The 18,945-nt window shown below is 57.5% G+C and carries 18 protein-coding genes; 6 read left to right on the forward strand and 12 right to left on the reverse strand.

The features are described 5' to 3' along the window. The first annotated feature begins 119 nt into the window (after positions 1-119). Entirely contained in the window at positions 120-656 is a 537-nt protein-coding gene (gene infC, locus ACFQ00_RS08570; RefSeq protein WP_381490861.1) for a translation initiation factor IF-3, read from the forward strand. 43 nt (positions 657-699) lie between these two features. Here the strand turns inward: infC and ACFQ00_RS08575 are convergent, their stop codons facing one another. Continuing rightward, positions 700-1,791: an alkene reductase gene (locus ACFQ00_RS08575; protein WP_381489037.1), complete on the reverse strand. Its 1,092-nt coding sequence runs from the start codon at positions 1,789-1,791 to the stop codon at positions 700-702. Between the two features lie 87 nt (positions 1,792-1,878). Between ACFQ00_RS08575 and ACFQ00_RS08580 the strand changes: the two genes are divergently transcribed. After that, the gene (locus ACFQ00_RS08580; RefSeq protein WP_381489040.1) at positions 1,879-2,811 is read left to right on the forward strand and encodes a DMT family transporter; all 933 of its coding nucleotides are present in this window, start codon (positions 1,879-1,881) and stop codon (positions 2,809-2,811) included. On the opposite strand, the gene ACFQ00_RS08585 is transcribed toward ACFQ00_RS08580, so the two are convergent. Then, on the reverse strand, positions 2,780-3,181 hold the full coding sequence (locus ACFQ00_RS08585; RefSeq protein ID WP_381489043.1) for a hypothetical protein: 402 nt from the start codon (positions 3,179-3,181) through the stop codon (positions 2,780-2,782). The two genes, ACFQ00_RS08580 and ACFQ00_RS08585, sit on opposite strands and share 32 nt — an antisense overlap. Positions 3,182-3,292: 111 nt before the next feature. Between ACFQ00_RS08585 and ACFQ00_RS08590 the strand changes: the two genes are divergently transcribed. Then, positions 3,293-4,066 (forward strand): helix-turn-helix domain-containing protein, encoded by a 774-nt coding sequence (locus tag ACFQ00_RS08590; protein WP_381489046.1) that lies wholly within the window; start codon positions 3,293-3,295, stop codon positions 4,064-4,066. Here the strand turns inward: ACFQ00_RS08590 and ACFQ00_RS08595 are convergent. Next, a complete protein-coding gene (locus ACFQ00_RS08595) occupies positions 4,049-4,522 on the reverse strand; it encodes a VOC family protein (protein WP_381489049.1) in 474 nt (157 codons plus the stop codon). The genes ACFQ00_RS08590 and ACFQ00_RS08595 overlap by 18 nt on opposite strands. Positions 4,523-4,768: 246 nt before the next feature. Beyond that, a complete protein-coding gene (gene aceA, locus ACFQ00_RS08600) occupies positions 4,769-6,061 on the reverse strand; it encodes an isocitrate lyase (RefSeq protein ID WP_374597253.1) in 1,293 nt (430 codons plus the stop codon). A gap of 217 nt (positions 6,062-6,278) precedes the next feature. Between aceA and ACFQ00_RS08605 the strand changes: the two genes are divergently transcribed. Beyond that, complete coding sequence (locus tag ACFQ00_RS08605; RefSeq protein WP_381489052.1) at positions 6,279-7,709, forward strand: helix-turn-helix domain-containing protein; 1,431 nt, start codon at positions 6,279-6,281, stop codon at positions 7,707-7,709. A gap of 86 nt (positions 7,710-7,795) precedes the next feature. Further along, on the forward strand, positions 7,796-9,097 hold the full coding sequence (locus ACFQ00_RS08610; RefSeq protein WP_381489055.1) for a UDP-glucose dehydrogenase family protein: 1,302 nt from the start codon (positions 7,796-7,798) through the stop codon (positions 9,095-9,097). A gap of 122 nt (positions 9,098-9,219) precedes the next feature. On the opposite strand, the gene pssE is transcribed toward ACFQ00_RS08610, so the two are convergent. The 3 genes from pssE to ACFQ00_RS08625 all read right to left on the reverse strand — a co-directional run bounded on the left by pssE (position 9,220) and on the right by ACFQ00_RS08625 (position 11,296). After that, positions 9,220-9,678, reverse strand: a complete 459-nt coding sequence (pssE, locus tag ACFQ00_RS08615; RefSeq protein WP_381489058.1) for a PssE/Cps14G family polysaccharide biosynthesis glycosyltransferase — start codon at positions 9,676-9,678, stop codon at positions 9,220-9,222. Then, positions 9,675-10,163 (reverse strand): PssD/Cps14F family polysaccharide biosynthesis glycosyltransferase, encoded by a 489-nt coding sequence (gene pssD, locus ACFQ00_RS08620; protein WP_381489061.1) that lies wholly within the window; start codon positions 10,161-10,163, stop codon positions 9,675-9,677. The genes pssE and pssD overlap by 4 nt, the downstream gene beginning before the upstream one ends. Positions 10,164-10,342: 179 nt before the next feature. Further along, the gene (locus tag ACFQ00_RS08625; protein WP_381489063.1) at positions 10,343-11,296 is read right to left on the reverse strand and encodes a hypothetical protein; all 954 of its coding nucleotides are present in this window, start codon (positions 11,294-11,296) and stop codon (positions 10,343-10,345) included. 153 nt (positions 11,297-11,449) lie between these two features. Between ACFQ00_RS08625 and ACFQ00_RS08630 the strand changes: the two genes are divergently transcribed. Next, positions 11,450-12,424, forward strand: coding sequence for a glycosyltransferase (locus ACFQ00_RS08630; RefSeq protein ID WP_381489066.1), 975 nt, complete (start codon positions 11,450-11,452; stop codon positions 12,422-12,424). Positions 12,425-12,924: 500 nt separating this feature from the next. Here the strand turns inward: ACFQ00_RS08630 and murB are convergent, their stop codons facing one another. From murB to ACFQ00_RS08655, 5 genes are read right to left on the reverse strand one after another with little or no spacing between them, the layout of a single operon-like run. Further along, a complete protein-coding gene (gene murB / locus ACFQ00_RS08635) occupies positions 12,925-13,920 on the reverse strand; it encodes a UDP-N-acetylmuramate dehydrogenase (protein WP_381489069.1) in 996 nt (331 codons plus the stop codon). A 5-nt stretch (positions 13,921-13,925) separates the two neighbouring features. Continuing rightward, positions 13,926-15,215 (reverse strand): hypothetical protein, encoded by a 1,290-nt coding sequence (locus ACFQ00_RS08640; protein WP_381489072.1) that lies wholly within the window; start codon positions 15,213-15,215, stop codon positions 13,926-13,928. Continuing rightward, positions 15,185-16,357, reverse strand: coding sequence for a glycosyltransferase (locus tag ACFQ00_RS08645; protein WP_381489076.1), 1,173 nt, complete (start codon positions 16,355-16,357; stop codon positions 15,185-15,187). Before ACFQ00_RS08645 ends, ACFQ00_RS08640 begins: the two co-directional genes overlap by 31 nt. A gap of 1 nt (position 16,358) precedes the next feature. Beyond that, positions 16,359-17,612, reverse strand: coding sequence for a polysaccharide biosynthesis C-terminal domain-containing protein (locus ACFQ00_RS08650; RefSeq protein WP_381489079.1), 1,254 nt, complete (start codon positions 17,610-17,612; stop codon positions 16,359-16,361). Between the two features lie 9 nt (positions 17,613-17,621). Continuing rightward, on the reverse strand, positions 17,622-18,875 hold the full coding sequence (locus ACFQ00_RS08655; RefSeq protein WP_381489082.1) for a UDP-N-acetylglucosamine 1-carboxyvinyltransferase: 1,254 nt from the start codon (positions 18,873-18,875) through the stop codon (positions 17,622-17,624). Positions 18,876-18,945: the final 70 nt, after the last annotated feature.

Below are 18,945 nucleotides of genomic sequence, written 5' to 3' on the forward strand. Positions count from 1 at the left end.
TCCCCAAATTTTTCCGCACACCTGTTGCAACCGCGCTCTTTTCGAAAGCGCGGTCAGCGACTACATAGGCGCCTTCGATTTTCGCCAATTGTTATGGAGAGACTGCTATTCGACCGCCTCTGACCCGGCGCCCTCCGGTGCCGCAAAACTTCTCGGGCCCTCGCTACAACGAGTTCATCCAGTCCCCGAAAGTCCGTGTCATCGACCACGAAGGTGAAAACCTCGGGGTGATGCTCACAGCAGAAGCGATTGAATCGGCCGCCGAAGTCGGCCTCGACCTCGTCGAGGTCTCGCCGAACGCCGATCCGCCCGTCGCCAAGTTCCTCGACGTCGGCAAGTACAAGTACGAGGCGCAGAAAAAGGCGAACGCCGCCCGCAAGAACCAGAAGACGCAGGAGATCAAGGAGATCAAGATGCGTCCGAACATCGACGACCACGACTACGACACCAAGATGAAGGCGGTTCAGCGCTTCATCGAGGAAGGCGACAAGGTCAAGATGACGCTGCGGTTCCGCGGCCGCGAGATGTCGCACCTCCAGCTCGGCATGAAGCTGCTGGAGCGCGTTCAGCTCGATACGGTCGAGTACGCCAAGGTCGAGCAGCATCCGAAGCTCGAAGGCCGCCAGATGCTGATGGTGATCGCGCCCAAGCTGTAAGGGGTGTTCCCCTCCTTTTGGGAGGGGTTTCCCGTTCAGCCCATCACGCCGCGGCCTGCGCCTGTTCCCATGTGGGGTAGTCGGTGTAGCCCTCGGTGCCGTTCGTGTACCAAAGCTTGTAATCTTCGGTCGCGAGCGGGTGCCCGTCCTTGATGCGCAGCGGCAGGTCCGGGTTCGCGATGAACGGCCGGCCGAAGGCGATGGCGTCGGCCTTGCCGCTTTCCACGAACTCGGCCCCCATTTCCGGCGTGATGTCGTTGTTCAGCACCAGCGGACCGTCGTAGAGGCGGCGGAACGACGGCGACACCTGCGGCACGTCCGAATTGCCGAATGTGCCGCCCGGCCGCTGCTCGCGCAGCTCGACGAAGGCGAGACCGCGCCCGGCGAGCTGCCGCGCGACGATGTCGAACAATGTGGCCGGGTCGCTGTCTTCGGTGCCCTGCGTGTCGCCGTTCGGCGAGAAGCGGATCGCTGTGCGGTCGGCGCCGATCTCCGCGATCACCGCGTCCAGCACCTCGTTCAGGAAGCGTGTGCGGTTCTCCGGGCCGCCGCCGTATTCGTCGTCGCGCGTGTTGGAGTTGTCGCGCAGGAACTGGTCGATCAGATAGCCGTTTGCCGCGTGGAGCTGGATGCCGTCGAAACCGGCGCGGATCGCGTTGCGCGCAGCCGCAGCATAGTCGGAAACGATCCCGGCGATCTCATCCTTCGTCAGAACGTGCGGGACGACATAGTCCTTCTTACCCTCATAGGTGTGCGCGTAGTGCGGCGCCTGGATCGCGCTCGATGATACCGACTCCATGCCGCTCACGGACCGGTGCACGAGGCGGCCCATGTGCCAGAGCTGGCTGACGATCTTGCTGCCGGCCGCGTGTACGGCCGCCGTCACCGGCTTCCACGCTTCGACCTGCGCTTCAGACCAGATGCCCGGCGCATTCGGCCAGCCAAGGCCCTGCCGCGAAATGCCGGTCGCTTCGGAGATGATGAGGCCCGCGCCTGAGCGCTGCGCGTAATAATCCTTCACGAACGCCTGCGGAACGCCGTCGCGGTTGGCACGTGCGCGGGTCAGCGGGGCCATCAGGATACGATTGTCGGCGCTGATGGCGCCGAACTGAACGGGGTCGAAGAGTGTCGGCATCACGAACCTTCCTGCTAGTGTCCCTCCGCCCGTCAACTTGGGAACGCGGGATGGCGGCGACAAACAAGATTAGGTATTGCCGCGTCAATGAAAACTCCCCGCTTCGCCTTCCCGCTGTTTCTGACAGGCAGTGCCATGCTCTCGGCGGGGCCGATCTTTGTCCGCGTCGCGGACGTCGGCGTGCTGCAATCGGCGTTCTGGCGCCTCGCGCTCGCGGTGCCGCTGCTCTATGCGCTGGCGCGTGTGATGGAACGCGACGCGCCGCTGCTGCCGCCGCGCGGGAGCGTGCCGTGGCTGTTCCTCGCGGGCTTCTTTTTCGCGGCTGACCTTGCGGCCTGGCATCTCGGCATCGTGCGGACCGAACTTGCGAACGCGGCGCTGCTCGGCAATGCTGCCGCCTTCCTGTTTCCGATCTGGGGCTATCTGGTGGCCCGCCGCTGGCCGACGCCAGTGGCGGCGCTAGCACTGGCGCTCGCCGCGGTCGGCATCGGCATGTTGATGGGCGATTCCGCGAGCGTATCGGGCGAGCATCTGTTCGGCGATCTGCTCTGCTTCGTCGCGGCGGTGTTCTACACGGGCTATCTCGTCGTCATGGGCAGGGCGCGCGGCGGCCTCTCCGCGATGGCGACGCTTGCGCCCGTTACGCTCGCGGGGGCGATCTGCCTGTTGCCGGTGGCGCTGATCGCGCCGGGGAATGTGTGGCCGCAGGACTGGACGCCGGTGATCCTGCTTGCGCTCGGCAGCCAGGTGGTCGGGCAGGGGCTCATCATCTATGCGCTGCCGCACCTCACGCCGCTGGCGAGCGGCGTCGGTCTCCTCATCCAGCCGGTGTTCGCGGCGCTGCTCGGCTATCTGTGGTTTGAGGAGATCCTGTCGGTCACGGATTTCGCGGGCATCGCGATCCTCTTCGTCGCGATCCTTCTCGTGCGGCGGCCGAGCGCAGCGCAGCCGCCGGTGGAGAAGCGGGTGCCGCCGGGTGGCGGCGCGGTCACGCCGCCCGGGGAAGCACCGTCCGCCTGATCGCGATGATCTGAAGCTCGGCAAACACCAGTACGGCGGCCGCCTGCACGATCACGAATGCCGTGCCGAACGGTGTCGGATCGACGAGCCCGGAAATCAGCAGCGCTGCGCTCGCCGCGACCCATGCAAGGTTGATCGCGATCACGGCGCGCACGCCGATTGCCGAAGGGCTGCCTGCGCGCATCAGCCAGACGAGCAGCCCGACGAAGGGCACGAGGACGAGGCCCGAGGTGAAGAGCAGGTCTTCGGGAAGGCCGAGCAGACCGGCAAGCGTGCCGGCGCCCGCAACCAGAAGCACGGCGCAAGCGCCGGACATCGCGGCATCGAGCAGCAGCGTGCGCCGGATGAGGCTGTCGGGACTGAGGGACATGATGTTTCTCCTTAATCGCGTTTCGATGCGGCAAGGCTGCCGTCGGGATGGGGGCGTGTCGATTACCCCGCAGGTAATTGGAAACGACTCCGGTCGCGCTATGTTCGGGCCATGGCGACACAGGTTTCGATCGGCGATCACTTGCGCGACTGGCGCCGCCGCAGGCGCATGAGCCAGCTCGATCTCGCGCTCGATGCGGAGATCTCGGCGCGGCATCTGAGCTTCGTGGAAACCGGACGCGCCTGCCCCAGCCGCGAGATGGTGCTGACGCTCGCAGGACGGCTCGGCGTGCCGCTGCGCGAGCAGAACGCGATGCTGCTCGCCGCCGGTTATGCCCCGGCATTCAGCGCACACGGCTTCGCTTCGGATGCGCTCGCGGCGGCACGGCAGGCGGTGGAGCATATTCTGAAGGCGCACGAGCCGTTTCCGGCGATCGCCGTTGACCGGCACTGGACGCTCGTGGCGGCGAACGGCGCGATCGGTCCTTTGCTTGCGGGCGCCGCGCCCTATCTTCTCGAGCCGCCCGTCAACGTGCTCCGGCTTGCGATGCACCCGGAAGGTCTTGCACCGCGTATCTTGAACCGGGCGGCGTGGAGCGGCCACCTGCTCACGCGCCTTCAGCGGGATGCCTTCGCCAGCGGCGATCCCGTGCTTGCCGATCTCTGGCGCGAACTTGCGGATTATGCACCGGAGGCCGAAAACCACGATACGGCGGGCATCTTCCTGCCGCTGATGCTTCGCGGTGAAAATGGCGGCATACTGAGCTTCATCAGCACGATCACGAACTTCGGCACGCCCGCGGACGTGACGCTCGCGGAACTCTCGCTGGAGACGTTCTTTCCCGCGGATGCGGAGACGCGTGCGGCGTTAGTCGGCCATCGCTGAAGCCGCGGCCCTGATCTCGTCTTCGCTCATCGCCTTGATGTTCGACATGAACATCCATGTGTAGCCCGAAGGGTCGGTGAAGACGACGCGGCGTTCGCCGTAGAACTGGTCGGCGGGCTCTTCGGTCATGATGCCGCCCGCTTCGAGCGCATGATTGGTGAAGGCATCGACGTCGTCGACATAGACGCAGAAGCTGACCGGCGAATGATCGAGCGCTTCGGAGCGCGGGCTGCGGATCGGGCTGCCGCCGGTGCCTTCGGGGGCGCACATGAAGAGAAGCTGGCCCTTGTAGCGGAACTCGGCATGGATCGGCGTATGGCCGGGGCCATCAAGCGCCAGCCCCAGCTCGAAGCCGAACACCTTCTCGTAATAGCGGCGATTGTCCGCCCAGTCGGTGAGCACGAGATAGGGGGTCAGCCACGGCGCATCCTGCGGCTTCGGGTTGAAACGGGTCATCGCTGGCTCCGGCGTTTGATCTGACCCGCATCCTTGCACCGTGTTTATGACGGATACGCGACATGGAGCATCGTGCGGAAAAGTGGGAACCGGTTTTCCGCGCAAAACGATGCGCCCACAAAGAGATAGGGCAAGCTGCGTGATTCCGGAATCACGCAGCTTGCCCCAAAAAGAAGCGCCCGCCGGTTGTCCCGACGGGCGCCTCGTCACCCTCCCCGGTGATCAGGTAACGCGATCAGGTGCGGCTTATGCCGCGTCCTTCTTGAACTGATCGGCTTCGGTCGATTCGGCGAGCGCGGTCGTGGAGCTTTCGCCGCCCGCGAGCGTCGTCGCGACCATGTCGAAGTAGCCTGTGCCGACTTCGCGCTGGTGGCGCGTCGCGGTGTAGCCGTTGGCTTCCGCGGCGAACTCGGCCTGCTGCAGCTCGGAGTACGCCGCCATGCCGCGATCCTTGTAGCCGCGCGCCAGCTCGTACATGCCGAAGTTCAGCTGGTGGAAGCCGGCCAGCGTCACGAACTGGTACTTGTAGCCCATGGCGCCCAGCTCGCGCTGGTACTTGGCGATGGTGTCCTTATCGAGGTTCTTTTCCCAGTTGAAGCTGGGCGAGCAGTTGTACGCCAGCATCTTGTTCGGGAACGCCTTCTTGATCGCTTCGGCGAAGCGGCGCGCGTCGTCGAGGTTCGGAACCGAGGTTTCCCACCACAGCAGGTCGGCGTGCTCGGCAAAGGCGAGGCCGCGCTTGATGCAATGGTCAACGCCGGTGCCGTCCTTCAGGCGGAAGAAGCCTTCGGGCGTGCGCTCGCCGGTCAGGAACTCGCGGTCGCGCTCGTCGATGTCCGAAGTGATGAGCTTGGCGCTTTCCGCGTCCGTGCGGGCGCAGATCACGGTCGGCACGCCGCAGACGTCGGCGGCGAGGCGCGCGGCGTCGAGGTTGCGGATGTGCGCCTGCGTCGGGATCAGCACCTTGCCGCCGAGGTGGCCGCACTTCTTTTCAGAGGCGAGCTGGTCCTCGTAGTGAACGCCCGAAGCGCCCGCCGCGATGTACGCCTTCATGATCTCGAAGCAGTTGAGCGGTCCGCCGAAGCCGGCTTCGGCGTCGGCCACGATCGGCGCGAACCAGTCGCGCTTGGCGCCGCCTTCGGAATGCTCGATCTGGTCGGCGCGCATCAGCGCGTTGTTGATCTTGCGGGCAAGCTCAGGGCCGGCGTTCGCGGGGTACAGCGACTGGTCGGGGTACATCGCGCCCGCCGTGTTGGCGTCGGCGGCGACCTGCCAGCCGGAAAGGTAGATGGCCTTCAGGCCAGCGCGCACCATCTGCATCGCCTGGTTGCCCGAAAGTGCGCCCAGCGAGTTGATGTAGGGCTCGGTCTTCAGCAGCTCCCACAGCTTGTTCGCGCCGCGCTCGGCGAGCGTGTAAGCGATCGGGAACGAGCCGCGCAGACGCTCCACATCGGCGGGCGTGTACGGGCGCTTGATGCCGTCGAAGCGGCCGGCGGGGGCTGAGGGGATCAGCGATTCGAAGGTCGGCTGGGCGCTCATCGTGTATGACTCCGTGTTAACCATTCACAGTCTTTTTACATTGCAGTGCGGAAACGGGGCTTCCAATCGAACCCAACCGAATCGCAGTGCCCTGCAAATCTGCTATTGATGCCTTGTCGTCTTTCCCCTACTCGCAGCAAGAGAATCGTGTAAAAAACGTGTGTAAGTGTCTGTAAATTTCGTGTCTTGATTGTTAAAAAGTAAAAGAGACATACAAATGGCCAGCATTGCGATCGACACTGCCGAACCGCGCGGAAAGCTCTTCGCCGGCCCCCGCGTGCGCCGCCTGCGCAGCCAGCTCGGTCTCACGCAGACGCGCATGGCCGAGGAGCTCGGCGTCTCGATTTCCTATCTGAACCTCATCGAACGCAACCAGCGCCCCTTGACCGCACCGTTTCTGTTGAAGCTGTCGCACCAGTATAATCTCGACCTCCGCCAGCTCACCGGCGCCGACGACGACCGCCTCGCCCTCGACGTTGCCGAAGCCCTCGCCGATCCACTGCTGAAAGGCCTCGATGTCGGTCGCGCCGAAGTCCAGGAATTCGTCGCCGCCTCACCCGGCATCGCACAGGCGATCGTGCGGCTGCGAAGCGCGCTTCGCGACGCCCGCAGCAGCGGCGCTGGCGCCGAAGCGCCACAAGGCGATGGCCCCCTCGAACTCGTCCGAGCGTTCATTCAGGACCGCCGCAACCATTTCCCCGAACTCGAAACACGCGCCGAATCTCTGGCCGACGAGTTGCGCCTCGCCGCCCCGGATTTCTTCGCGGCGGTGAGCGACCGGCTGCGCGCGCGTCACGGCCTCACCGTACGCATCCTGCCCGCCGAGGTGATGCCCGAACTGCTCCGCCGCCTCGATCTTCACGGCCGCCAGCTTCAGCTTTCCGAACTGCTCGATCCCGCCTCGCGCAGCTTCCAGGCGGCCTACCAGCTCGCGCTCTCCGAAGGCCGCGGGGAGATCGATGCGATCGTCGCGCGCGCTGGAATGCCCGATGCGGCATCCGAGCGGCTGCTCGTCCAGAACCTCGCCAATTATTTCGCCGCCGCACTGATGATGCCCTACGGCCGTTTCCACACGGCCTGCGAGGCGACGGGCTACGATCTCGATCTGTTGCAGGCACGGTTCAGCGCGGGGCTGGAACAGGTCGCGCACCGTCTCACCACGCTGCAACGCCCCGGCGCTCGCGGTATCCCCTTCTTCCTGGTCCGTGTCGACCGTGCCGGCAACATCTCGAAGCGTTTCTCCGCGGGCGGCTTTCCGTTCTCGCGCCACGGCGGCAACTGCCCGCTGTGGACGCTGCACAAGGCGTTCGAGCGGCCGGGGCAGATCCTGCGGCAGCTCGTCGAGATGGAGGACGGCACGAAATACGTGTCGATCGCTCGCACCGTGCGTGCCTACGCGCAGCCCTACGGCGGCGTCCGCCCCGAATATGCGATTGCGCTCGGCTGCGAGGCGCGACACGCGCACGGTCTCGTCTACGCGCGCGGCCTTGATCTCGGCAGCGGCGACGCGACGCCGATCGGCCTCGGCTGCGAACTCTGCGAGCGTCCTCACTGCCGTCAGCGCGCTCGCCCGCCCGCGAACAGCAGCCTCATCATCGATGAAAAGCAGCGCGGCCCGAACCCCGTGCAGTTCGGCCATACGGTCTGAACCTGGGCCAAGCCGTGATGGCGGCTTTGCATTTCGCGGCGGCAGACGCTAACCCGCTGAAGCGTCTGCTGCTCAGGGGCCATTGAATGCGTATTGCGATGATCGGGACGGGCTATGTGGGCCTCGTTTCCGGTGCCTGTTTTTCCGAGTTCGGCCACAGTGTCACGTGCGTCGATCTCAACGCCGCGGTCATCGAGCGGCTGAAAGCGGGCGACATCCCGATTTTCGAGCCCGGTCTCGAAGACCTCGTGGCGCGTAACGCCAAGGCGGGGCGTCTGACCTTCACGACCGATCTTGCCGCCGGCGTGAAGGATGCCGACGCGGTGTTCATCGCGGTCGGCACGCCGAGCCGCCGCGGCGACGGTCACGCCGACCTCTCGTATGTCTATGCAGCAGCGCGCCAGATCGCCGAGGCTGCCCCGGATACCTGTGTCATCGTCAACAAGTCGACCGTACCAGTGGGAACGGCTACCGAAGTGGAGCGCATCGCGCGCGAAGTGGCCCCCGGAAAGGCGATCAGCGTCGCTTCGAACCCCGAATTCCTGCGCGAAGGCTCGGCGATCGAGGACTTCATGCGGCCAGACCGCGTCGTCTGCGGCGTCGCCGACGATCAGGCGCGCGACGTGCTGAAGGCCATTTACCGTCCGCTTTCACTGCGCGAAGTGCCGATCCTGTTCGCCGACCGACCGACCGCAGAGGTCATCAAATACGCCGCGAACGCGTTCCTCGCTGTAAAGATCAGCTTCATCAACGAGATCGCCGATCTCTGCGAAAAGGTGGGCGCCGACGTGCAGGATGTCGCGAAGGGCATCGGCCTCGACAAACGCATCGGTTCGAAGTTCCTGCACCCGGGTCCGGGCTACGGCGGCTCCTGCTTCCCGAAGGATACGCTCGCGCTCCTCAAGACCGCCGAGGATAATGCCGTGCAGCTGCAGATCGTGGCGGCAACCGTAAAGGTGAACGACGAACGCAAACGCGCCATGGCCGACCGCATCATCGCCGCCTGCGGCGGATCGGTGGACGGCAAAACCATCGGTATCCTCGGCCTCACGTTCAAGCCTAATACCGATGATATGCGAGACGCGCCGAGCCTTGTCATTGTTCCGGCGCTGCAGGCTGCTGGGGCGAAGGTAAAGGCGTTCGATCCGGAGGGGATGAAGGCAGCAGCACCTTTGTTGCCGGGGGTGGAAATGTGTGGTGATGCCTATGTGGCGATCGAGGGTGCGCATGCGGCGGTGCTTTTGACGGAGTGGAACGAATTTCGGGCGCTGGATTTGGAGCGGGTAAGGGACGGATTAAAAGCGCCGGTGTTCGTGGATTTGAGGAATGTATATCCGGTGGATGACGTTCTTCGCACCGGACTCCTCTACGCTTCGGTCGGACGTTGACCAGCTAGGGAAGGTCGAAAACATTACCATGTTGGTATCATTTGCCGAAGCAAAGCTTGCGAAGGGCTGCCTGGAGAAAAAGAAAAGTTGGACTCGAACTGACTCACTGCCCGTTGGTCGTATCAGTTCACTTCGGAGGCAATGAAGTTTAGGATGTCCTCTACGGCAAAGAATGCTTCCCGTTCGAAGGGATGAAATCGCATGGTGGCAGCCTTTTCCACGAATGCCGTCAATTCGGGCAGAGAATCCACTGCGAGCGCGTGCCCATTCTCGTGCATGAAGCGCGCTATGTCACTCTGGTGGGGGTCCAGCCGGTCAGTGTTGGGCACGATCACCAGCGATTTTCTCATATCCAGTAGTCGGTAGATTGATCCCGCGCCAGCGTGAGTGATAATAACGTCGGCCCACGCGTAGAAGCGGTCTATTTGGTTAGTATAGTCGAAAACTTGGAAACTGTCAGGATGCGGTCCGCCCGACCCCACCTGCAACACACATTCATGTGTGCGGAAATACTCATTTTCCGCGATATACTGGACGAGGCTGTCAAAACGCGTCGTGCCGACGGTGACGAATATCTTCACAGTAGGCCGCCGTAAATTGCATCGGGATAGTGTTTTTTCAGATTGCGATTCTGAATATAAAAGCGGTCGGCTAACCGGTACATTATCCGTCCGGTCAGGGAACTGGTCTCGAAGCGCGACCAGGATTCCAAAAATATTATGCGTGTTCTCATCAGCTTGAGAAGCATGGCCGGCACCACGGCGATTCCCGGACCCGTGGAGACCATGCCCACGATACGATAACGAAATACCAATCGTACGACAAGATTCACCGAATGTACAAAGCTGAGCGGCGCAGTCATCAGTGACTTCAGGTGACTGTGCTTGTCACGCACCGCATTCTGTGAATGACTTGGAAATCCATCCAGAGCGTCGTCGTTCTCGCAGATGCCTACCACCAACAGACCGCGATGTTCCAGTCCGGGTTTGAGCAGCTCATAAAGGCGTTTCATCTGCGCACGATGACCACCTTCACCGTAGATAAGCAGAATAGCTGTGGGCCTCATACAGGTTTCCCTGTCAGTCGTTTATCGAGCATCGTGTATTCATGCCATGCGCATACCCACTGGCCTTGTTCAGTCGGAAACGACATAATTGTTGACTTTACGAATGTCGTGAAATTGGTATTTAAATAATGATATAATAATCCCCTATATTCCTTGTATATTTATAACGTTTTCCATCATTATTTCGGCATCATGCTTAGGCGAAACTTTATTAAAACCCATGCAAGACCAAGAAGGCCACCCGCAAATGCTGATGCTAAGCAGATAAGCGATCGGAAAGGGCCGTCCTTCTCATCTGGCTTGGATGGTGTATCTATAATGTCAAACGCGGCATTCGGACTAGTGCCATGCATGGACATTATTCTGATATGTCCTATAGCGGAATTTATTAATTCATTTTTTATGCTAAGCAAAGGTTCTGTGGCAATAGCTTTTCGAAGGGAGTTTGCTATCGATCTGGATTTTCTATATTGTCGATCAGATACATAATAATTGAGATCATCTATAAATTTTTTAAGTATTTTTTGCGACCTTTCCGGAGAAACGTGACGAAAATCTACCAATATTACCCCTGTTTCAAATTCTCTAGTAATATTAATGCGCTCTCGAAAAATTCTATAAAGATCAGTCTCATTTGGTTTATGGCTTTCGCCATTTATTTTTGTAGACCAAGTCTTGGTGGATAGGGAATAAATAGAGTTGTCCCATATTAAGCGGTTTGTATCGCGATTCCAGCCGCTGACGGCGGCAAGTTCAGGTGCAAGATTATGCTTGGCTATGAAGTATAAAACAAAGTCTCGCGATTTGGCATATTCTATCGTGAGGTCAACCGGGTCAATCAATTTGGCCCCTCCTCCTGTCAGGCCGAGGAGGCGTCCGCCCAACGAACCGGACACCGAGCGGTCAGCGTTCAGGCTGTATAAATATTCGCTAGGCGCCAGCGCGGCCTCGCTAACATACTGGTCAGGGAACATGAGTGAGATACCCGCCGCGCCTACGCCAGAGACTGCCGCCATGGCAATTGGAAGGTAGAGGCGCCGCCGCAGAAAATCCCAAGCGAGCGTAAGCGACGTTTGAGATAGCATCTGATCATCCGGTGGCGTGACGTGGTATTCACGCAACTGCTCATTCATGGTTGACGGCTGCTTCCCGTTTCCTACGTCGATGAAACCCCGACGCTGCTGAATTATTTGGCGGGAGCATATAGCGCTTAGGCTCGGTATTGGGCAACTTCAATTGACGCAATATGCTTGCGAAAACGTTCTTGCTTTGACTAAACCCGGCGAATGAAAATTCTCTACGTCGTAAACGGCTATCCGACACTAAAAAATCCTCAGTTTTGTTGTTTTGTCAAGGAGCAAGTCGATGAGGTCGCGGCATCCGGCGTAGACTTCGAGCTATGCAATATCGAAGGTCGCGGGATCTTGAAGTACCTTCGCGCGATCCGGAGTATTCGAGAGCAGGCCGCGTCGTGCGACATAGTGCATGCCCAGCATATGCTATGTGGGCTTGCGACTATCGCGGCCGGGGTTCGCAAACGTCTCGTCACGTCCTTCATGAGTGATGGCGCGGCCAATCTGCGTGGCAAAAGCAAGTTCCTTGGCCACCTCATGTTCCATGCCGCATCGGCACTTTCCTACCGTTGCATTTACAAGTCTAGGGTACCAAAATGGTATGAGCACAAATCGATTTGCCTGCCCAACGGCGTGGATACAGAGCGCTTCCGTCCCATAGGAAAAGAGGAAAGCTGTGCGGTCTTGAACCTAGACGCTACGCTACGCTACGCATTATTTGTTTCAGCCGGGGGCGTTTCTGGTCCCCTTCGTGCGGTAAAGCGGCACGACCTGTTCCGGAAGATGCTCTCCGAGCTTCAGTCCATGGATTCACGCTGGACCGAGCTTCTGATAACGAACGTCGGTCGAGATATGGTCCCCTATTATTTTGGTGCGGCAGATGTTCTCATCCTTACGTCCGATGTTGAAGGTTCGCCGAACGCAGTAAAAGAGGCGTTGGCCTGTGGCACTGCAGTTGTGGCCCGAGATGTTGGCGACGTCAGTTCGTTGCTCGACGGAATCCCGAACACGATGTGTTTCACTCTGGAAACCTGGGAGCAGGCACGCTCTTTTCTTGTCGATCTGCCTGACTATTCCCCTGACCTCATAAGGAGCGCATTCATGCATAAGGCGTTAGACAAGGTAACTGTGAACAGTCGCTTGATCGCATTTTACGAAGCTATGCTGGCTTCTATCAAACCCCGATAGTATGACTGTGATGCCTGCCATCACGCGTGGGCATAATGCGCGCCGGTACGCCGACAGCTATCTGCTTGTCGCCCAGAGATTGTGTAAGAACAGAGTTTGCTCCTACAGTGGCGCCCTTTCCCAATGTAATATCGCCAATAAGCACGCAGCCTGCATATAATATGCAGCCATCATCGACAGCGGGGTATGCAGGCGTGATGCCCTTCCGCCCGTGACTGCCCAAGGTTACGTTCTGATATATGGTGACACCCTCGCCTAGGCGTACGCCCTCCCCGATGACTATGCCGGACGGGTGGGGAAATCGTGTGCTCGTCGGAATGATGGCACCAGTGGAGAAATCGCAGCCCGACAAGTAATGAATAGCCGAACGGAGACATTGCTGGAGAAAATTGCGACCGGACATATTTGAACGTTGCAATCTCTGACGAACGCGGAGGAGAAAGTTCAATTGGGTGTTGACACGTACAATTCGTCCGACATGCTTTAGGAAAGCCATCAGTTCAGTCCCTGGTATCAAGCATTTCATCAATCGGCTTGATGAGACCCGTTTCGTCCATGAAGAGCGCTTCAGTGTGTAAGCTAACGCCAAACCGCTTTTGCACGCTCTTTCTCATGATATCGATGAGATGGAGTATGTCATTCGAGGTTGCCATACCGTGATTGACAATAAAATTTGCGTGCAGCGGCGAAACCTCTGCATCGCCAGATCGAAGGCCCTTTAAGTCGCATTGTTCAATCATGAATCCTGGAGGTCCAAAGTTTGCGTAGGCCACGGGATCGCTCATAAAAACAGATCCGCAATTTGGAAGTCGAAGTGGGAATTTCGCTTTGCGGGCTGCCATTATCTCTAGCATCTCCTGATAGATTTTGCTCTGCGGTTTTGGTTCGAGGTGTAAACGAGCCGATACAATAATCTCGTTTGATGCCTTGAAGCGGGAGCGGCGATATTCGAACGCACAATCTGTCTGATTATAGATTCGAAGTTCCCCTGATGGGGAAAGCGCGCTCACACTCTCGACTACGCTACCGATATTTTTGCGCAGACTCCCACCGTTCATAGTGATTAATCCGCCAAAGCTGCCCGGTATCCCGGCAATGTGCTCAATGCCGCCGAGACCTCTCCGTGCGGCTTCAACCGCCAAGCGCGGGGTCCAAGCACCCGACAATGCCGTGACCCCGGTTTCGTCAGAGTCCAACTGAGAAAAATTGTTCAGAAGTTGAATGCATATACAATGCACACCGGCACTGCTAATTAGTAGGTTCGTTGCGCGTCCAATGACCACGTAACGTTCTTGATGTATGCTGAGCAGGCCAAGCAGTTCACCAAGCTGGTCGATAGAGCGTGGCCATACTACTAGATCGGCACGCCCGCCCACTTTCCAATATGAAAGACTGCTTAGCGGCATGTTTTTGTGCCAGCGGCCAAATTTACCGGTTCGGATCGCCGTGCGTGTCGGTGATGCGATGTCATCGGCAGAATGGGAAGCGGCTTGCATACTATTTACCGGACGGCGCCGGCGACAGGCATGAACGATTTTGGTGCGAGCAGGGAATTGTCACGAATAAGCCACCGGTAAGCTGCGGATTGACCGGCAATAATCCAGAACAAGTATTGGAATGCCGCCGAATAGAATACGTTGCCGGCGGCTGCCATAATAACGAACAATGCGAGTAAAATACGAGTTACAATAGCGTATTGCCGTTCATCGGCGCAGCGTGGCGAGAGGCTGCCCCAAAAACGGAATATCCCCACGAGGAAAAGCAGAAGCAGCACCGGTCCAAGCTCGACAAAAAAGCCGACCCAGTCCGAGTGGGCGGCAAAGCCATCTCCTGACGATGTGGTCAGGCCCCGCATATGTACGACAGCGCCGAGGCCGGAACCAGTCCAGAAATAATGCTGATACCAATCCACGAACAGCAGTCGCCAGTGCAGGATGCGCCATATGAGCGAGGATTCGAGCTCCTCGCCCCGGGCAACCTCGAGGCGTAATCCCCCCTCGGCGGTGGCCAAGAGTCTATCGCCCAGGCCCGTGCCCAGAGTGATCAGAGCAGCAAAAATCGCAACGAAGACAAGTGCGACGATCACGGCGGAAATGGAGCGTTTTGCAGCACGCACGAGGAAAATGCCTGTACCGAATGCAAGCAACGTAAGTGCATTCTTCAGGGTGGCACTGAAGACAACAAATAATAGGCATACAGCGAACATTGTGAAGTAAATTGTAGTGTTACGTCCCCTTATTATAGTTAGAAATAGCGCGGCATATAGTGCGCCGAGCGTGGCGATATTGGCGAGAAGTTGAGGCCTTCCGGTTATCCCCGTGGGTCGGAAGGTGCCGCCGATCTCAAAGCCCACGCCGAAAGGAGTCAGCACGAGACCAAGTATGACGTGAAGCGATATGATGACGAGAATACATTTTTCGGTAGCCTGCCCCCAGCCGCGCAGCGTCGCCAAGTATGATCCCGCGAAGACGAATGCCATCGTTACGATCTTTAGCAGGGCTTGAATGCTGGTTGCCATGTACCCTTGAAATAAAGCGCCATTCAGCGCGGCGAACACGAAAACTGCGGCCAGAAAGCTGAGTGCCGGTGTTTCTACTGGCAACGGCACCCTTTTCTCTTCGAATAACACCATGCCGGCCACACTAACGACGATCAGGCCAGGCAGAATAAGGCGCGAAACCAACGAGTCGTCGCCAATCAGCAACACTTTCACGACCACAAGGGCGAGAAAGAAGAGGGCAAAAGTTGAGGAGACGGCCTTCAGAGCGCTTCGACTTTTCTGCGTATCCATGCCTTGCTCAGCCTGTAGCAATACTCTGCCACATGCAATGCCGTATCCAGCATTTGTCTGTGGTTGGGCGTCTCGGCATTTGAATATATGCTCTCCATGGCGGGCAACGCCTCAGACACCAGGAAATAGCGGTTCGCGATGGCTTGGCAGTCGTCTTGCGCAGCACGTAAAACCTGAAGATCGCCCAAGGCAGCAATTTCATCAATCGCGTCCTCTTGTTTCTTGACGAAAATGGTGCGTTCTGAAAAGTTTTTATCCAGAAATACATCAACATTGTCCCGTGTGATTAGAATGGGAATGTCTAGGTTTCTGAGAGGAGCTAAAACGGCTCTGCCTGCGACCGCGGCTTCCATTAGCGAACGCCCCGTTCCGACCACAATATCTGCAACGCCGAGTACGCGCTTTGCGTCCTGTGTAAACTCTTGATCAGTAATAAAAAAAACGTGTTCGGATGCGACGCTTCGCAGACGCGCGAAAGCGCTTCCCTCATATATCGCTCCAACGATCAAAAGGCAGGCGTCAATATTTTTGCTGCGCAATATGTCCAGTAGCCTCATCGTGTCGCGCAGAGTTTTCTCGTAATAATTGCCTATGCGGCTGATACGCAGGAGCCGCAGCGTGTAGGTGTGAGGTAGGCATGCTTCCAGACGTTGCATCAATGTTGTATCGAAGGCAAACGGAGTAACCCGATTGGGAAGCAGATGAATATTATTCCACTTTCCACTAAAATAGCGGAAATCCTCGCCAGAATAGACAATGAGCTGCTCTCCTCGCGGAAAATGGGTTCTGGGCTTTGGGCCGCCGCATTTTGTTAAAATGGCAGGAATACGCAGTTTCGTTGCGGCTATACGTGCAAAGAGATAAGCGTACACATCGAATGCATGAATGACATCGGGCATGGTTATTCGGATCGCAGCGGTGCAACGACGCAGCGGTAACAGAGCCAACGGCCAGGACAGTTGAATGTGCTGACGCGATATGCGCTCGGAGAGCTTTGAGACCACTGGTGATTGTTGATAGCCGATACTGATCACGTTGATGTCATGTCCGGCTGACGCGAGCGCTTCCGCAGTTGCGCAAAGACTGTGATAGTGCCCACCTACCCCGGCTTTAGGGACGCAAATGAGGAGGGTTATTCGCATATTATTGGTCTCTAATCGCAATTCGCCAATACATGACGAGATAGATCGCTGCACCCAGTACGTAAGAGACCGAAGTAGCGGCAGCTGCGCCGAGTTCGTGATACTCGGGAATCCACCATAAGTTCAGTCCGATGTTCAAGATCGCCATCGGGCCGAAAATCTTGGTCGCAACAGAGGGATGGCCACGTCCTGCGAGATCTCCGTTCAGAATCTTGAAGAACAACATTGCCAATGTTCCTGGCAGAAGCAGGCAGAGTGAATCGTAAGCATTCGAAAAAGATTGGCCATATATAAAAACAATAAAATCCAACAAGGCAATTCTTGTAAAAATAAACGATATTATAGATAAGATTATAAAAATAAATAATGAATATTTAAACAAATATAATGAGAAATTTGATTCTGATTTTTTAATGTTATTCAATGAGTGAGAAAATATAACTAAATTTACAAACTTAGGAAAAAATAAAATTAAATATGAAATAGAAACAGATATGGAATATAATCCAATTTTACTCGAATCTGTTCCAAGAAATGACATTATTGCTATATCAATGCTATAATTAATTCCCATAATAAATAGTGGTAATGCAAATGTCAGGCCTAATTTAACGATCCTTATAACTGATTCTGTTGTGAGCGTCTGGCCGCTATTCTGTGACTCGTTTGCATCCTGCCCGAGTTGGTGTGACTGCAGTATGGAGGCAAGCATAAAGGCGCCTGCCATGCAGTATAAATATACAGAAATTGAAGCGCCGAATATCAAGAAGGCCCCGGTCAGGAGCGCGGCTTCCGTCAGTGGTTGGACAACCTGTAGCGCGCTATATTCGGGTAGGCGCTTGCTTGCGAGAAATAAGCCACTGCGGAACTCGAAAAAAAGACGTAGCGGGATAATCGCTAAGATTGCCAAGAGCTCGTCATTATTTAATGAGGTTCTGGCGGATAGCGCGATGGTCGCGAGAAAGGCGCCGAACGTGAGAGCTGCGGAGAAGGGGAGGATCCGTATCTGCAATGCCCTGGCTGCGCGCATACCAAGATTTTCCCGCGCGATCATGAACGCACTGGCTTGGCGAATTCCAAGGCTCGTTAGTGGATAAAGAAGGTTAAGACTATTAAGAACGATCGCCAGATCGCCTCGGCCAGTGGGGCCAAGCGATCGCGCCAGAAAAATGCCGACAAGATAGCTGATCGCGCTGACCAGCGTTGCGGCGCTGCCTGTAAAGATAATGTGCCGAACTAGGTATGGAATGCGCAAGCGGACATCCTACCCGGCGTCAACATTGCCTTGCAATGAGCGTATCTTCGCAAGGAAGTTCTCGTAGCCGCGGAAAATCTGCCACGACTCGTGAATTCGTGTTTCACCGTCGGCGACCAAGCCCAACAGAACAAGCGAAATGCCGGCTCGCAAATCTGTTGCGGTAACATTGCATCCGCGAAGCGGCCGTGATCCCCGAACGTGGAGGAAATCACCCTCAATGCCAGCTTCGACTCCGAGCTTTTGCATTTCTGCAGCGTACTGGTACCGGCCGGGAAACCGTAGGTCGACGATTTTGGACAAGCCGTTTGCCTGACTGGCGAATGCGGCAAATATCGGCTGCATATCGGAATTGATACCTGGGTAAGGTCCGGTGGAAATTTCTACGGGGTAGCACTTGCTGGCAGTAACGAACGCGTCGCGCTGCTCGCGAAATACGCGCACGCCGCTTTCACGCATGTAAATCAAAGGCACTTCGAGGTGGTCGTACGGGAAGTCGTGAATAAGGACCTGTCCGCCTGTCATCGCCGCTGCCGCCACCCACGTAAGCGCTTCCATGTTGTCGGGTATGACATTCACGCGCGCACCTGAATGGCCATCGGGATTTCCGGTAACTTCAATTCGTTCTTGCCCATGAATAGTGATGGATGCGCCCATGAGTTCCAACATTTCGATGAGATTGAGAATCTCTGGCCGAATGTGTGGATTATAGATGTTACTGGTGCCTTCGGCCAAGCTTGCAATAAGCAAGGCGTTTTCCGTGGCTCCTGTCGATCGGATAGGCAGTTCAAGCGTGCAGGCGTTGAGCGGGCCGGAACGTTCGGCGCACAGGTCGCCGCCCAGTTCGAATACTCGGCCGCCAAATGCTTCGATAACCTGCACGTGGATATCGTACTTGCGATCACCGAGATCGCATCCACCCGGATGAGGGACCGCTCCGTAGCCCACGCGAGCGAACAAACTTCCGAGGATCAGAAGGGTGTTTCTGATTGAACGGCCTGGCCACACCAACCGAGTTGTCGGCGCCGCAGTCTCGTAGATTTCGATTGTGTTGTCGTCGCTGCGGCATGTCTTGCCGAGTGCCTCAAGCATGCCCACATGTACCTGGGCGTCGTAAAGGTCTTTGGGATAATTGGTGAGTACGACCCGCTCGGCGGTGAGGAGCGAGGCTGTCAACAGATGCAGTGCGGAATTCTTAGCGCCCTGCAATCGGATTTCACCTTGGAGCGAACTTTTCCGGACCCTAAGGATACTTGTATCCACTCGTATTCCTTGCCTGAGCTATAGTTTTGTTTGCACGCGGTGACAAGTGTTCAGCGTATACGCGCTGGCC

Source organism: Sphingosinicella xenopeptidilytica (genome assembly GCF_042676985.1).
Taxonomy (GTDB): Bacteria; Pseudomonadota; Alphaproteobacteria; order Sphingomonadales; family Sphingomonadaceae; genus Sphingosinicella; species Sphingosinicella xenopeptidilytica.

Coding starts and splice junctions, on each gene's coding strand:
- ACFQ00_RS08575 (WP_381489037.1), bottom strand. CDS start 1,791: ATGCCGACACTCTTCGACCCCGTTCAGTTCGGCGCCATCAGCGCCGAC.
- aceA (WP_374597253.1), bottom strand. CDS start 6,061: ATGAGCGCCCAGCCGACCTTCGAATCGCTGATCCCCTCAGCCCCCGCC.
- ACFQ00_RS08630 (WP_381489066.1), top strand. CDS start 11,450: ATGAAAATTCTCTACGTCGTAAACGGCTATCCGACACTAAAAAATCCT.
- ACFQ00_RS08640 (WP_381489072.1), bottom strand. CDS start 15,215: ATGGATACGCAGAAAAGTCGAAGCGCTCTGAAGGCCGTCTCCTCAACT.
- murB (WP_381489069.1), bottom strand. CDS start 13,920: ATGCAAGCCGCTTCCCATTCTGCCGATGACATCGCATCACCGACACGC.
- ACFQ00_RS08585 (WP_381489043.1), bottom strand. CDS start 3,181: ATGTCCCTCAGTCCCGACAGCCTCATCCGGCGCACGCTGCTGCTCGAT.
- ACFQ00_RS08595 (WP_381489049.1), bottom strand. CDS start 4,522: ATGACCCGTTTCAACCCGAAGCCGCAGGATGCGCCGTGGCTGACCCCC.
- ACFQ00_RS08590 (WP_381489046.1), top strand. CDS start 3,293: ATGGCGACACAGGTTTCGATCGGCGATCACTTGCGCGACTGGCGCCGC.
- ACFQ00_RS08605 (WP_381489052.1), top strand. CDS start 6,279: ATGGCCAGCATTGCGATCGACACTGCCGAACCGCGCGGAAAGCTCTTC.
- ACFQ00_RS08610 (WP_381489055.1), top strand. CDS start 7,796: ATGCGTATTGCGATGATCGGGACGGGCTATGTGGGCCTCGTTTCCGGT.
- pssD (WP_381489061.1), bottom strand. CDS start 10,163: ATGAGGCCCACAGCTATTCTGCTTATCTACGGTGAAGGTGGTCATCGT.
- ACFQ00_RS08625 (WP_381489063.1), bottom strand. CDS start 11,296: ATGAATGAGCAGTTGCGTGAATACCACGTCACGCCACCGGATGATCAG.
- ACFQ00_RS08580 (WP_381489040.1), top strand. CDS start 1,879: ATGAAAACTCCCCGCTTCGCCTTCCCGCTGTTTCTGACAGGCAGTGCC.
- ACFQ00_RS08645 (WP_381489076.1), bottom strand. CDS start 16,357: ATGCGAATAACCCTCCTCATTTGCGTCCCTAAAGCCGGGGTAGGTGGG.